The sequence below is a fragment of the Agromyces sp. NPDC058104 genome, assembly GCF_042884835.1.
Lineage (GTDB): Bacteria > Actinomycetota > Actinomycetes > Actinomycetales > Microbacteriaceae > Agromyces.
The window spans coordinates 1,560,364-1,574,627 of sequence record NZ_JBHVTD010000001.1; the positions used below are offsets into that span (position 1 = coordinate 1,560,364).

12 protein-coding genes are annotated in these 14,264 nt (G+C 72.5%); 6 read left to right on the plus strand and 6 right to left on the minus strand.

The window, feature by feature from the left end:
• Nucleotides 1-36: 36 nt before the first annotated feature.
• Nucleotides 37-516 carry a hypothetical protein gene (locus tag ACFVTH_RS07425; protein ID WP_387088429.1) on the plus strand — a complete coding sequence of 160 codons (480 nt, stop codon included), beginning with the start codon at nt 37-39 and terminating at the stop codon, nt 514-516.
• Between the two features lie 15 nt (nt 517-531).
• Here ACFVTH_RS07425 and ACFVTH_RS07430 read toward each other — a convergent pair whose 3' ends face one another.
• A complete protein-coding gene (locus tag ACFVTH_RS07430) occupies nt 532-984 on the minus strand; it encodes a winged helix-turn-helix transcriptional regulator (RefSeq protein WP_387088432.1) in 453 nt (150 codons plus the stop codon).
• Between the two features lie 79 nt (nt 985-1,063).
• On the opposite strand from ACFVTH_RS07430, the gene ACFVTH_RS07435 reads away from it, so the two are divergent.
• Nucleotides 1,064-3,406, plus strand: a complete 2,343-nt coding sequence (locus ACFVTH_RS07435) for an LLM class flavin-dependent oxidoreductase (protein WP_387088435.1) — start codon at nt 1,064-1,066, stop codon at nt 3,404-3,406.
• A gap of 9 nt (nt 3,407-3,415) precedes the next feature.
• Here ACFVTH_RS07435 and ACFVTH_RS07440 read toward each other — a convergent pair whose 3' ends face one another.
• Nucleotides 3,416-4,291, minus strand: a complete 876-nt coding sequence (locus ACFVTH_RS07440; protein ID WP_387088438.1) for a carbohydrate kinase family protein — start codon at nt 4,289-4,291, stop codon at nt 3,416-3,418.
• A gap of 63 nt (nt 4,292-4,354) precedes the next feature.
• Here ACFVTH_RS07440 and ACFVTH_RS07445 point away from each other — a divergent pair, with 63 nt between their 5' ends.
• Together ACFVTH_RS07445 and ACFVTH_RS07450 are read left to right on the plus strand one after the other, a co-directional pair.
• Nucleotides 4,355-5,326: an acetylxylan esterase gene (locus ACFVTH_RS07445; RefSeq protein WP_387088441.1), complete on the plus strand. Its 972-nt coding sequence runs from the start codon at nt 4,355-4,357 to the stop codon at nt 5,324-5,326.
• Nucleotides 5,327-5,454: 128 nt separating this feature from the next.
• The gene (locus tag ACFVTH_RS07450; protein WP_387088444.1) at nt 5,455-6,561 is read left to right on the plus strand and encodes a phosphatidylserine/phosphatidylglycerophosphate/cardiolipin synthase family protein; all 1,107 of its coding nucleotides are present in this window, start codon (nt 5,455-5,457) and stop codon (nt 6,559-6,561) included.
• A 45-nt stretch (nt 6,562-6,606) separates the two neighbouring features.
• On the opposite strand, the gene ACFVTH_RS07455 is transcribed toward ACFVTH_RS07450, so the two are convergent.
• Nucleotides 6,607-7,557, minus strand: coding sequence for an NAD-dependent epimerase/dehydratase family protein (locus tag ACFVTH_RS07455; protein ID WP_387088447.1), 951 nt, complete (start codon nt 7,555-7,557; stop codon nt 6,607-6,609).
• An 88-nt stretch (nt 7,558-7,645) separates the two neighbouring features.
• On the opposite strand from ACFVTH_RS07455, the gene sigJ reads away from it, so the two are divergent.
• Together sigJ and ACFVTH_RS07465 are read left to right on the plus strand one after the other, a co-directional pair.
• Nucleotides 7,646-8,581 (plus strand): RNA polymerase sigma factor SigJ, encoded by a 936-nt coding sequence (sigJ, locus tag ACFVTH_RS07460; protein ID WP_387088450.1) that lies wholly within the window; start codon nt 7,646-7,648, stop codon nt 8,579-8,581.
• Between the two features lie 69 nt (nt 8,582-8,650).
• Nucleotides 8,651-11,077 carry an HAD-IC family P-type ATPase gene (locus ACFVTH_RS07465; protein WP_387088453.1) on the plus strand — a complete coding sequence of 809 codons (2,427 nt, stop codon included), beginning with the start codon at nt 8,651-8,653 and terminating at the stop codon, nt 11,075-11,077.
• A gap of 34 nt (nt 11,078-11,111) precedes the next feature.
• On the opposite strand, the gene ACFVTH_RS07470 is transcribed toward ACFVTH_RS07465, so the two are convergent.
• The 3 genes from ACFVTH_RS07470 to ACFVTH_RS07480 form a co-directional block, all read right to left on the minus strand.
• Nucleotides 11,112-11,552 carry a hypothetical protein gene (locus tag ACFVTH_RS07470; RefSeq protein ID WP_387088456.1) on the minus strand — a complete coding sequence of 147 codons (441 nt, stop codon included), beginning with the start codon at nt 11,550-11,552 and terminating at the stop codon, nt 11,112-11,114.
• Between the two features lie 61 nt (nt 11,553-11,613).
• The gene (locus tag ACFVTH_RS07475) at nt 11,614-12,972 is read right to left on the minus strand and encodes a pyridoxal phosphate-dependent decarboxylase family protein (RefSeq protein ID WP_387088786.1); all 1,359 of its coding nucleotides are present in this window, start codon (nt 12,970-12,972) and stop codon (nt 11,614-11,616) included.
• Nucleotides 12,973-13,199: 227 nt separating this feature from the next.
• Nucleotides 13,200-14,210 carry an Lrp/AsnC family transcriptional regulator gene (locus ACFVTH_RS07480; protein ID WP_387088459.1) on the minus strand — a complete coding sequence of 337 codons (1,011 nt, stop codon included), beginning with the start codon at nt 14,208-14,210 and terminating at the stop codon, nt 13,200-13,202.
• Nucleotides 14,211-14,264: the final 54 nt, after the last annotated feature.

Genomic DNA, 14,264 nt, shown 5'->3' on the forward strand with positions numbered 1-14,264 from the left:
GCGAGCCGCGCCGCACCCCCGACCCGAAGGACGACCGTGACCTCGAACACCCCGACCCGCGCCCTGCCCAACCTGCCGCTCATCGGCACCTGGGTCGCCGCCCTCGCCCTGCTCGGCGTCGGCCTCTGGCTGCTCAACACGTCGAACGCGTCGCAGGTCGAGCTCTACACGGCGCAGTCGCAGGACTACGCGGCCTACCTCGGCGCCCAGACCGGCACGACCGTCGGCGGCCTGCTGATCGCGGTCGGCGCGCTCGCGATCGTCATCGCCGCCGCGACGCAGGCGGTCGCCTGGTCGATCGCCCGCCGCGCGACGCAGGCCGAGGTCGCGGCGCCGGCCGGGTTCGACGAGGACGACTCGTTCGACGACGAGCCCGTCGCCATCGTCGTTCCGGCCGCTGAGGCGCCTGCCGCCGCGGCGACCGTCGCCGAGACCGAGCCCGCCGAGGCCGAGCCCGCCGAGGCCGAGCCCGCCGAGGCTGCGCCGGCCAAGCCCGAGGCCACCGACTCGAAGTAACCCGAAGGACGGGTTTCAGCCGGCCGGGCGCTCGATCGAGCGCCCGGCCGTCGTGTCTCCGGTCGTCTCGCCGTCGTGCTCGAGGCCCCACTCGACGAGCGGCTGCAGCAGCTCGATGAGCCTGAGGCCCGTCGCGCTCGGCGTGTAGGCGATCGTGACGGGCGTCGTCGCCTTGACGTGCCGCTCGATCATGCCCTCGGCCTCGAGCTCGCGCAGCCGGGCCGCGAGCAGTCGGTCGGAGATGCCCGTCACCGCCGCCCGGTACTCGGAGAATCGCCGCGCGCCGCGCACGCCCGCGAGCAGGATCGCGCCGTTCCACTTGCGGCCGGCGAACTCGATCGTCGACTGGAAGCGACGGCACGCCTCGTCGTCGATGTGCCCGAGCCCTTCAAGCCGCGCACGATGCGCGGCGAGTTCGTCGCCCGTACCGCGGGCGGGAATGCCGGCCTGCTCGTCGATGCTTACCATGAGTAAGCAGCTTACCCGAGACGAGCGGTTGGAGCATCCATGCCGCATGCTGGGGGAGACGTGGAAAGGGACGCGCACGATGCACTACGGCCATGAACTCGAGTTCGGCACCTTCATCACCCCGACGAACGACCCCCCGCAGGCGCCGGTGCGCCTCGCCGAGCTCAGCGAGGCGGCGGGCTACGACCTCGTCACCTTCCAGGACCACCCGTACCAGCCGCGCTTCCACGACACGCAGACGCTCCTGACCTGGGTCGCCGCCCGAACCGAGCGCATCCGCCTCGCGGCCAACGTCGCGAACGTGCCGCTGCGCCCGCCCGCCGTGCTCGCGCGCTCGGCGGCGAGCATCGACCTGCTCTCCGACGGCCGCTTCGAGCTCGCGCTCGGCGCCGGCGGCTTCTGGGACGCGATCGAGGCCATGGGCGGCCGCCGCCTCACGCCGGGGCAGGCGGTCGATGCGCTCTCCGAGGCGATCGACGTGATCCGCGGCGTGTGGGACCAGGGCGAGCGCGCCAGGTTCCAGCTCGACGGCGACTACTACCGCATCGACGGCGCCAAGCGAGGTCCCGCCCCGGCGCACAACATCCCCATCTGGATCGGCGCGCTGAAGCCGCGCATGCTCCGGCTCATCGGCCGCAAGGGCGACGGCTGGCTGCCCTCGCTCGCCTACCTCCAACCCGGCGACCTCGCCCGGGCGAACACGACGATCGATGACGCGGCGACCGCCGCCGGCCGCGACCCCCGCGAGATCCGTCGCATGCTCAACATCGGCGGCCGCTTCTCGGCCGGCGGCCGGGGCGGCATGCTCGACGGGCCCGCCGAGCAGTGGGTCGAGCAGCTGCTGCAGCTCGTCGTCGACGAGGGCATCGGCACCTTCATCCTCGCGAGCGACGACCCCGGCACCATCAGGCACTTCGCGGCCGAGGTCGCGCCCGGGCTCCGCGAGGCGGTCGCACGCGAGCTGGGCGCGCGCGGCACCGGTGCATCGGATGCCTCGGCGCCCGGCTCGAATACCGGCGTCGCTGCGGCCGCCCTCTCCGCACCGAGCCGAAGCACCGCCGTGCGCGCCAAGCGGCGCGACGGCATCGACTACGACGCGCTGCCGGCCTCGCTCGCCGCCCGGGCGATCGAGCCTGGCGACGCGGGCTACGCCCGGGTGAAGTCGACCTACCTCCGGGGCGGCGCGCCCGGCCTGGTGCTGCAGCCGGCCACCGCGGCCGAGGTCGCCGACGCCGTGCGCTTCGCCGCGGCGCACCCCGGGGTGCCGTTCGGCGTGCGCAGCGGCGGCCACGGCATCAGCGGCCGGTCGACGAACGACGGCGGCATCGTGGTCGACCTCTCGAAGCTGAACGCCATGACCGTGCTCGATGAGGCGAGCCGGCTCGTGCGCATCGAGGCCGGCGCCCGCTGGAAGGACGTCGCCGCCTTCCTCGCCCCCCATGGCTGGGCGCTGAGTTCGGGCGACTACGGCGGGGTCGGGGTCGGCGGCCTCGCGACGGCCGGCGGCATCGGCTACCTCGCCCGCGAGCACGGACTCACGATCGACCACCTGCGCGCCGTCGAGCTCGTGCTGGCCGACGGCCGGGTCGTGCGGGCCGACGCCGCGGAGCATCCCGAGCTCTTCTGGGCGGTGCGGGGGGCCGGCGCGAACTTCGGCATCGCGACGGCGTTCGAGTTCGAGGTCGACGAGGTCGGCGTCGTGGGGTTCGCGCAGCTCGCCTTCGACGCGAGCGACCGCGCCGGCTTCCTCGAGGCGTGGGGTCGCTGGGTCGTCGAGTCGCCGCGCGACGTGACGAGCTTCCTCATCATGGGCGGGTCGCGGCCCGGCCAGCCGCCGGTCGCGACCGTGATGACGATGGTCGACTCCGACGACCCCGACACCGTGCTCGCGCGTCTCCAGCCGCTCGCCGACGCCGCCCCGCTCGTCGGGCAGGACGTGCGCCTCTCCACCTACGACGCGGTCATGGCGAACGCGGGCGACGAGAGCCACGGCGCCGAGGGCGAGCCGACCTCGCGCTCGGGCCTCATCGGCCCGATCACGCCCGAGTTCGCGCGCGACGCGGCCCGCTACCTCGACGAGGGGTCGAGCTACTTCTTCCAGCTCCGCGCCGTGGGCGGTGCGGTGCACGACGTGCCCGCCGACGCGACCGCCTTCGCGCACCGCGCCTCGGAGTTCTCGGTCGTCGCCTTCGGCACCGCGGCCATGCGCACGAGCGAGCGGTGGGACGCGCTCATCGCCCCGCACACCGACGGGGCGTACCTCAGCTTCGAGACGACGCAGGGCGACGCGACGGTCGCGGCGGCGTTCCCGCCCGCGACGCTCGCACGGCTGCGAGCGCTCAAGGCCGAGGTCGACCCGGGCAACCTGTTCCGCGACAACGCGAACATCGCGCCGGCTGCGCCGGCGACCGCGGGGGAGTAGCGCCCGTCGTCACGCCCCCAGCAACGCGTCGAGGCTCGGGTGCAGGTGACGGGTGACGAGCACGGATGCCGCGTGGCGGGCGCCGGCCTCGAGCGCCTCGTCGAGCTCGGCGCCGGCGAGGCGCGCGTCGAGCACGCCCGCCATGAACGCGTCGCCCGCCCCGTTCGTGTCGCGCACGGCGGTCGGCACGGCCGCGACGTCGTGTCGGGTCATCCGCTCGTCGAGCGCCACGGCCCCGTCGGCGCCGAGGGTGCAGACGACGAGCGAGGCGCCGCCCTCGATGCACGAGCGCATGAACGGCAGCGGGTCGTCGCCGATCCGGTCGGCGTTCATGAAGATCGCGTCGGCCGCCTCGATGAACGGGCGGTGGAACCCGCTCTCGCCGTCGTAGTCGTGGATGTCGGTCCAGACGGGCCGCCCGCTCGCCTTCGCCGTCGGGATGAGGCGGCGCGAGAGCTCCGAGAGGTCGAGGACGATCGCCGAGGCATCCGCCATCGCCTGTCGCAGCTCGGCGTCGAGCTCGGGGTCGCGGCCGTCGCCCGGGTCGCTCGGCGTCGAGAGGTACAGCGAGACCCGCTCGCCCGCGCGGGTCATGAGGTTGACGTGGCGCTCGGTGACGCCTCCGTCGGCCGCGATGAGCGCGACGCCCGCCTGCATGAGGAGTCGCTTCACGCGCGCGCCGTCGGCGTCGGCGCCGAACAACGCGTGCAGGCGCACGTGCCGGCCGAGGCCGACGAGGCCGAGGGCCTTGCCCGCCGAGGTCGCGCCGACGGTCTCGTACTCCTCGAGGGCGAACTGCATGTGCGGCACCGGCTCGGGCAGGCGGTCGAGCACGACGATGCGGTTCCACGAGGCCGGCCCGGAGATGAAGACGTGTTCGCTCACCCGCCCATTCTGGCGGGTCGCGGCTTCGATACGCTGAACTCTCCGCCGAGCGAAGGATGCCCCGTGCCCCGACTTGATGCCCCGATCGACGAGTTGCGCGACTACCGCCCCGCGGTCGTCGAGCCGGCCGACTTCGATGCGTTCTGGGCGGCGACGATCGCGGAGTCGCGGGCCCTCGCTCGGCCGCCGCGGCTCGACCGGGTGGCGTCGCCGCTCACCGCGGTCGAGGTGTACGACCTCGAGTTCAGCGGCTACGCGGGCGACCCGGTGCACGGGTGGTTCCTCGTGCCCGCCGGCACCGGGGGGCGACTGCCCGCGGTCGTCGAGTACCTCGGATACGGCGGCGGGCGGGGCCTGCCGCACGAGCGGCTCGGGTGGGCGGCATCCGGCTACGCGTACCTACTCATGGACACCCGCGGCCAGGGTTCGTCGTGGGGCACCGGCGGCGCGACGCCCGACCCGCACGGCAGCGCGCCGGCGGCGCCGGGCTTCATGACGCGCGGCATCGACGACCCGGCCGCGTACTACTACCGTCGTGTGTTCACCGACGCGGTGCTCGCGGTCGACGCCGTGCGCGGCCTCGACCGGGTCGACCCCGAGCGCGTCGCCGTGACCGGGGCCAGCCAGGGCGGCGGCATCTCGATCGCGGCGGCCGCGCTCGCCGAGGGGCTCGTCGGCGCCATGCCCGACGTGCCGTTCCTCTGCCACTTCGAGCGCGCGGTCGGGCTCACCGACCGCGACCCGTACCAGGAGATCGTGCGCTACCTCGCGGTGCACCGCGGTGCGGCCGAGCGCGTGTTCGAGACGCTCTCGTACTTCGACGGCGCGAACTTCGCGACGCGCGCACGAGTGCCCGCCCTGTTCTCGGTCGCCCTCATGGATCCGGTCTGCCCGCCGTCGACGGTCTACGCCGCGCGCAACCACTGGGGCGCCGAGGCCGAGATCGTCGAGTACCCGTTCAACGAGCACGAGGGCGGCCAGGGCGCGCAATGGCAGCGGCAGGCCGCATGGCTGGCGGCGGTGCTCGCGGGCTGAGGCCAGGTGGTTGCGCCGTGGGGCGCCGTGGTGGGCCGGCGCGTCCGGCTCCGGGGCACCACTGATCCGGTGCGCCGGGGCGAGGAGTACACCCGATCCTGAGTGAACCTCAGTGAAAGGGGTGCATCATGTCCGTGCGCATCGGCGGCGTCGAGCTGCACATGGGACCCGACTCGGTCGGCGGCCCCGACGACCTCGATCTCGCGATCCGCGAGTTCATCGGCGGCGCCAAGCACAGCCTCGCGATCGCCGTGCAGGAGATCGACTCGCGCCCCATCGCCCAGGCCATCCTCGATGCCAAGCGCCGCGGGGTGCGCGTGCGCGTCATCCTCGAGGGCGACTACCTCACGGAGGAGAAGGCGCTCGCCGACCCGTGGAACAGCCTCGGCGCCCATGAGGAGAACCGCACCATCCACGGGGCCCTGCTGAAGGCACGGGTCGACGTCATCAGCGACCTCAACCCGGGGATCTTCCACCAGAAGTTCATCGTGCGCGACTCCGGCAAGTCCAAGGCCGCCGTGCTCACCGGGTCGACGAACTTCACCCACACCGACACGGGGACGAACGCGACCTCCGGCCGAGGTTCGGGGCAGAATCTCAACCACGTGATCGTGCTGCACGGGCAGCGCGCCGCGACCGAGTACCTGCGCGAGTTCGAGCGGATGCGGTCGGGCACCTTCGGCGAGCTGCACGAGCGCGTCGAGCCGAAGCCGAAGGAGTTCGGGCTGCCAGCGGTGCGCGTGAAACCGCTCTTCGCACCGCGTCACGGGCCCGAGATGGAGATCATGAAGCAGATGCTCAAGGCGACGCAGTCGATCGACTTCGCGATGTTCACCTTCTCGCAGTCGTCGGGGATCGACGACGCCATGATCCGCCTGCGGCCGCTCGTGCAACGGATCCGCGGCGTGCTCGACCGCGATCAGGGCGCCGCGAAGTGGGCGGCGACGAGCGACCTCGGGCACGGCGACGTGCAGCTGTTCGCCAACAAGCGCGGCACCGGCGTGCGCAAGCTCCACCACAAGCTCATGGTCATCGACGAGCGGCTGCTCATCGTCGGCAGCTTCAACTACACCGAGCCCGCGAACACGATCAACGACGAGAACATCATCGTCATCGGCGATCTCGAAGAGCAGGATGCCGCGGCCGACGCGGCCCAACGGCAGCTCGCCGGGTACGCGCTCGCCGAGATCGACCGGATCATCGACGAGCTCGCGACGCCGATCCCCGTCGGCTGAGCGGCGAGCACGGCGCGTCGATGATGCGGCGGCGCGCGTCCAGGCTCAGGCGGCTCCGAGCCCGGCGCCGAGCCCTTCACGGAATCCCTCGCGCCAGCTCGCGTACCGAGGCCGCCAGCCCAGCTCGGCCTTCGCCTTCGCGTTCGACGAGCCGCGTGCGGTCGTCATCCACGAGACGCCGAACTCCCCGATCATCGTGCGCGCGACCCAGGCGGGCACGCGCATCGGCGGCTTCGCCCCGATCGCGCGGGCGAGCTCGGGCAGCCACTCGGCGACCGCGGCGGGCTCGTCGTCGACGATGTTGTAGATGCCCGCGGCTCCGCGGCCGACCGCGGCGACCGTCGCCGCCGCGGCGTCGTCGATGTGGCAGAACGACCACACGCCCGCCCCGTCGCCGACGATCGGCACCTGCCGCTTGCGCACGGACTCGAACATCTGGCCGCCCTCGCCGAGTGACTGGCCGGGGCCGTAGAAGTTGCCGAACCGCAGCGCGAGTCCGCCCGCGGCGACCGTCGCCTGCTCGGCGTGGGCGATCGCCGCCAGAGCCGTGCGCGCCGACGACACCGGGTGCGGGTCGAGCGGGTCGGCCTCGGTCTTCACGCGCGAACCGGCGTGCTCGTTCGTCCAGCCGGTGTAGCTCTGCACGACGATGCGGCCCGTGCCGGCCTCCGCAGCCGCGGCGATGAGCGCGTCGGTGCCGCGCGTGCGCATCGCATTGGTGACGGCGAACGTCTCGTCGAAGCGCTTGAAGTCGAACCTGCCCGACAGCGACGTGAGCTGGTGCACGAGCACCTCGGGCGCGGCGTCGAGCACCGCGCGGCGGATCGAGGCCTCGTCGGTGCCGTCCATGACGACGCCGCGGCCGCCGGCCGCACGGATCCGTGCGAGCCCCGCCTCGGTGCGCGCAGTGCCCGTGACCCGGTGCCCGGCTGCGACGAGCCGGGGCAGGAGCCGCGAACCGATCGCTCCCGAACCCCCAGCGATGAAGATCTCCATGATGCGTCCTCTCTCTCACCCCCTCCGACGGGCGACCCCGCCGTGGTGTGACAGCATGCGCGGGATCGGCGTGTGACAGGCTGGGGCGATGGTCGATCTCGCCGTCGAGGCGCCGCGCCTGCGGCCGCTCATGTTCTCGATCTCGTACCGCATGCTCGGCAGCGTGAGCGAGGCCGAGGACGTGGTGCAGGCGGGCCTCCTGCGCATGCACGAGCGGGTGCTGGGCGGCGAGGACATCGAGCGTCCCGACGCGTTCGCGTCGACCGTCGCGACGAGGCTGTCGATCGACGTGCTGCGCTCGGCCCGCCGCACGCGCGAGGTGTACGTCGGCCCGTGGCTGCCCGAGCCGCTGCTCGCCGACAACGCCGACCCCGCCCACCGCATCGAGCACGACGAGACGCTCTCGATGGGCGTGCTCACGATGCTCGAGCGGCTCGGCCCCGTCGAGCGCGCCGTGTTCGTGCTGCACGAGGCCCTCGGCTACGACTACGGCGAGATCGGCGAGATCGTCGACCGCGAGCCGGCGGCCTGCCGGCAGGTCATGCATCGGGCGCGGCAGCGGTTGGCGGCCGGAGGCGCGAGATTCGAGGTGGATGCCTCGGAGGCGACCCGGCTCGCGAGCGAGTTCCTCGCCGCGCTGCGCGAGGGCGATGTCGACGGCATCGTCAGGCTGCTCGCCCCCGACGTCGTGCTGACCGCCGACGGCGGCGGCAGGGCGCCCGCGATCCAGCACCCGATGTCGGGCGACGTCGCGGTCGCGAGGTTCCTCGTCGGGCTCATGCGCCGCGGCGATGCGCTCGGCGTCGAGGCCGAGGAGACGGTCGCGAACGGGGAGCGGACGCTGCTCTTCCGCGGTCGCGACGGCGCCGTGCTGTCGGTGCTCACGCTCCACGTCGACGGCGGCAGCGTGCGCTCGCTCACGAACCAGCTGAACCCCGACAAGCTCGGGCACCTCGGTCCGGTCGGCGACCTCTTCGCGCTGCTGCGCGACGGCGCGGCCGGCGTCTCGGGGTCGGCGGACTAGCGCGGTCGCACGAGCGGCACGGGAGCGCGCCGCCCCCGGGCGACCGGCCGCGTGTGGTGGGATGGCCACGTGGAACCCGTGACGGCGACGAGCACCGGACTCACCGCGGCCGAGGTCGCCGCGCGGGCGGCCCGGGGTGAGACGAACGCGTTCGAGAGCCCCACGAGCCGCAGCGCGTGGAGCATCGTGCGCGCGAACGTGTTCACGCTCTTCAACGGCATCATCCTCGCCTGTTTCCTCGTGCTGCTGCTGATCGGCCGCTGGCAGGACGCACTGTTCGGGTTCAGCGCGCTCGCGAACACGATCATCGGCTCGGTGCAGGAGTTCCGCGCGAAGCGTGCGCTCGACCGGCTCGCCCTGCTGCATGCGCCGCACGCGCGGGTCGTGCGCGACGGTGCCGAGCAGGAGGTCGCGCTCGCCGAGGTCGTGCTCGGCGACCTGCTCGTGCTCAGGGCGGGCGACCAGGTCGCCGCCGACGCGCGGGTGGAGGCATCCGAGCGCCTGCAGCTCGACGAGTCGATGCTGACAGGGGAGTCCGACCCGGTCGACAAGGGGATCGGAGACGCCGTGCTCTCGGGGTCGATCGTGATCGGCGGCGGCGGCACCGCGATCGTCGACAAGGTCGGCGCCGACTCCTTCGCCAACACGCTCTCGAGCGAGGCGAAGCAGTTCTCGCTCGTCGCGTCCGAGCTGCGCAGCTCGATCGACCGGGTGCTCGGCTGGGTCGCCTGGATCATCGGGCCGGTGAGCCTGCTCGTGCTGAACGCGCAGATGGTGTCGCGGGGAGGCTGGGCCGAGGCGATCGAGAGCGGGGCGTGGCAGGACGCGGCGGTCGCGGCGATCGCGGCGATCGTCGCGATGATCCCGCTCGGGCTCGTGCTCATGACGAGCATCGCCTTCGCCGTCGGCGCGGTGAGGCTCGCGAACCGGAAGGTGCTCGTGCAGGAGCTTCCGGCCGTCGAGGGGCTCGCCCGGGTCGACCTCATCTGCCTCGACAAGACCGGCACGCTGACCGAGGGCGACATCGTCTTCGACGCGGCGCACCCGCTCTCGGTCGCGCCCCCCGCCGACTGGAAGGACGTGCTCGCCTGGTACGGCGCCGAGCCCGAGGCGAACGCGACGGCGCGATGCCTCGTCGAGCCCTACCCCGTGCGGCGCGTGCTCGAACCCGAGGCGCGCATCGCGTTCTCCTCGGCGCGCAAGTGGAGCGCCGTCGGGTTCCCCGGCGCCGGCACCTGGGTGCTGGGCGGGCCCGAGATGGTCTTCGCGGCGCCCTTCGGCGCGTCGCCCGGCGTTGGGGCGTCGAGCGAGGCCGCACCCGACGACGGGTCGCACGCCGAGCTGCGCCGACGGGCCGCCGCGCTCGCCGCCACCGGTCGCCGCACGCTCGTGCTCGCGCACAGCCCCGAGGAGCTCACCACCGAGCGGGCGGAGGCCGAGCGTCTGCCCGGCGGGCTCACCCCCGTGACGCTCCTGACCTTCCGCGAGAGCGTTCGGTCGGATGCGGCCGAGACGCTCGAGTTCTTCGCCGAGCAGGGCGTGGCGGTGCGCATCATCTCGGGCGACAACCCGCAGACCGTCGCCGCGATCGCGCGCGAGGTCGGCGTCGAGGCCGCCGAGGGCTTCGACGCCCGCGAGCTCCCGACCGATCCCGACGAGCTCGGCGAGGTGCTCGAGGAGCACCTCGTGTTCGGCCGGGTCACGCCGTCGCAGAAGAAGGACATCGTCACCGCGCTGCAGCGGCGCGGCCACACCGTCGCGATGACCGGCGACGGCGTGAACGACGCCCTCGCCATCAAGCAGGCCGACATCGGCATCGCGATGGACTCGGGGTCGGCGGCGACGAAGGCCGTGGCGCGGATCATCCTGCTCGACGGGCGGTTCTCGCGGCTGCCCGGCGTCGTCGCCGAGGGTCGTCAGGTCATCGCGAACATCGAGCGCGTCTCGATGCTGTTCCTCACGAAGACGGCGTACGCGACGGGCCTCGCCGTGATCTTCGGCGTGATGCTCCTCGAGTTCCCGTTCCTGCCCCGCCAGCTCTCGGTCACCGACGGGCTCACCATCGGCATCCCCGCGTTCTTCCTCGCGCTCATGCCCAACCGGCAGCGCTACCGGCCGGGGTTCCTGCGCCGATCGCTGAGCTTCGCGATCCCCGCGGGCATCGTCATCGCGCTCGTGCTCGCGCTCTACAGCCGGATGGCGCTCGATGCGGGCATCTCGCAGGCCGAGCTGCGCTCGGGGTCGACCCTCATCCTCGGCATCGTCGGGCTGTGGGTGCTCATCGTGCTCTCCCGACCGATCGACGGGCTGAAGATCGTCATCATCGGCGCGATGATGATCGGCCTCGTGCTGATCTACGCGATCCCGCTCGTCGCCGACTTCCTCGAGTTCGTCGACCTCTCGCTGACGACCGCGCTGCTCGTGATCGGGGCGTCGGTGCTCGCGATCGCCGGCATCGAGGTGGTCAGGTTCGTGCACCGTCGCACGGCTGCGTGATCCGGCGCTCGGCGACTCGGGCGACTCGGGCGACTCAGGAGGACGGCGTCGCCCGTCGCGCATGGCGGAAGAACGCCGCGCCGCGTCCCGCCCACATGGCGAGGACGATGAGGCCGGCCACCGCCGTGCCGACCACGAAGGTCCACAGCGACGAGGCATCGGTGGGATGAAGCGCCAGGTCGACTCCGGAGACGATCACCGAGAGCGACACGAGCGCCGTCACGAAGATGCGGGCGGAGTTGCGGCCGCGCGTGAGCCCCGACCCCATGGCGATGGTCAGCAAGCCGATGAGGATCATCAGCGCGCCCCAGAGCGTGACGGCGAAGGCGTCGCCCGCGCGACGCACCTCGTCGTCGTAGCGCAGCAGGATCAGCACGAGACCGGCGAGGATGTCGAGGATGCCCGAGAGGTAGGCGAGCACCACGATGGCGATCATCCGCTTCGGCATGCGCGGTCGTCGAACCGGCTCGCTCATCCCGCCTCCCCCCGGCGCCGCGCGACGGCGCTCGGGTACAGCCTATGAGCGCGGACCGCGGTCATCGCATGCTGTCGAGGATCCCCACCAGCTGCTCGAACGTCGTCATCGGGTTCACGATCGCGAACCGGGTGTTGGGCCGGCCCGCGTGCGAGCTCGGCGTCACGAACGCGCGCTGCTCGTCGAGGAGTCTCGCCGACCAGCGCTCGTAGTCGTCCATCGTCCAGCCCTCGCGCTCGAAGACGACGATCGACAGCTGGGGGTCGCGGACGAGCTTCAGCTCGGGGCGCGTGCGGATCTCGTCCGCGATGCGCTGCGCGAGCTCGAGCGAGTTCGTGATCGCCGCGCGGTACGCGGCGGCGCCGTACGTCGCGAGCGAGAACCAGAACGGCAGGCCCCGCGGTCGCCGGGTGAGCTGCACCGCATAGTCCGACGGGCTCCACTCGGGCTTGCCCGTGAGGGTGTCGAGGTACTCGGCGTGCTGGGTGTGGGCCCGTCGGCCGATCTCGGGGTCGAGGTAGATGAGCGCGCACGCGTCGAAGGGGGCGAAGAGCCACTTGTGCGGGTCGACGATGACGGAGTCGGCGCGCTCGACGCCCGCGTAGCGCTCGCGGGCGAGCGGCGAGAGCATGCCGGTCAGGCCGTAGGCGCCGTCGATGTGCAGCCAGAAGTCGAACTCGTCCTTGAGCGCCGCGATGGAGGCGATGTCGTCGACGATGCCGAAGTTCGTCGAGCCGGTGGTCGCGATGACGGCGAACACGTCGTCGCCGTGCTCCTCGAGCGCCGCGCGCACGGCGTCGCCGCGGAGCATCCCGTCGTCGCCCGCCGGGACGAGCACGACGTCGACGTCCATGACCTTCGCGGCCGACTTGTTCGAGGAGTGCGCCTCGGTCGAGCAGACGAGCTTCCACCGCGCGGGCATGGCCTCGCCCGCGGCGGCGCGCTTCTCGCGCGCCACCTCGCGCGCGGCGACGAGCGCCGAGAGGTTGCCGATCGTGCCGCCCTGCACGAAGACGCCGCCGGCGCCGGTGGGCAGCCCGAACTCGTGGGCCAGCCACGTGAGCACCTCGTTCTCGGCGTGCACCGCGCCGGAGCCCTCCATCCAGCTGCCGCCGTAGAGGCTCGACGCCGAGACGACGAGGTCGAACGCCATCGCCGCCTTCGTCGGGGCCGCGGGGATGAACGAGAGGTACTGCGGGTGGTCGATCGTGATGCAGGCCGGAGCGAGCACGTGCTCGAAGATCGAGAGCGCTCGGGTCGCGCCGATGCCGCGCTCGTCGATCGTGCGGCCCGCGAGACGTGTGAGTTCGGCCTCGGTCTCGGGCTTGTCGAGCGGGGTGTCGGTCGAGAGCAGCCGTCGGCGCGAGTAGTCGAGGACGAGGTCGACGATCGACTCGGTCTCGCCGGTCACGGCGTGCATGCGGGTGGGGTCGATGGATGCCTCGGGCCGGCGCCGCTCCGCTGCGGCGTCGCTCTCGGGGGCGAGGTCGTGGTCGATGGTCACTGGTGTCTCCGGCGGGTCAGGTGGTGGCGACACAAGTGTGAACATCCGCGCCCGCGAACGCAAACTATCGGCACAGTTTCGAGCGAAGACGCAGGATATCTGCACTCAGCTGCTCGAGATGCAAGAATGCTGACCTTCGTGCATCACGGCAGCGGGACCACGCGATCGCCGGCGAGCCCCCGGGAGTCGAGCAGCCGGCCCAGATGCTTGTGGACGCGCAGCACCATCGAGCGGTCCGCGATGCGCGAGCGCGGCAGGCGCTGCTCGAGCTCGGCCTCGATCTGCAGGACCTCGGGCTTCGCCCGTGCGCCAGCCGCGACGATGAGGTTCGCCGGACCCGAGGTGATCGCGGCGTACTGGAGCGAGGCCATCGTCGAGAGCGACTCCCGGGCGGCGTCGAGCGTCGAGGCCGGCGCCTGGATGAAGAACCAGGCCGCCAGCGGCCAATTGGAGTAGGGCGCCGCGACGTCCGTGCGGAAGATGAGATCGCCCTCGGCGCGCAGGCGCGCGACGGCATCGGCGACCCGCTGCGCGCTGTAGCCGAGGTCGCGACCCAGATCGGTGAACGAGGCGCGCGCATCGAAGCCCAGTCGTCGGCGGAGTGCGCGCGCCAGCTCGGGGTCCACGCGCTTCGCCGATCCGCGGCGCGGCGGTCGAGGTGCAGGGATCCGTGCCTGCTGCGAGGGCGTGAGCGACTGGACCGACCAGTCGGAGCCCAGGCGGAGCACCTCGTGGACGACATGCGTGCGAATGCTGCGCACGCCCGGAATCGCTCCGAGGCGGTCGAGGGCGTACTCCGCGAGCTCGCGGTCGTCGGCCGTGACGAGCGTCGCGAGCACATCGCGCTGGCCGGCCGTCAGGTCGATCGAGTAGATCGCGGGGTCGGCGGCAGCGACGTCCGCCGTCGCCAGCACGCGACCGGGCTCGCAGACGAACTCGACGAGCGCGCCGGCCGTCTCCGCAGATCGGCCGACCGCGCCGGGAATCGTCGAGGTCCACGCGAGACCGGCGGCGCTGATGCGCTCCCAGCGGCGCGACAGGGTCACCGGGTCGCTGCCGAGCACGCTCGCCAACGAGGTCCACGCCACGCGGGGTTCGAGCTGAAGCGCGTGAATCAGGTGAAGATCGAGGTCGTCGAGCGAGATATCCTGCAACGACTCAGTCCCTTCCGCGAGTTTCTTTCGAATCCTACGTAATCTCCGCGGATC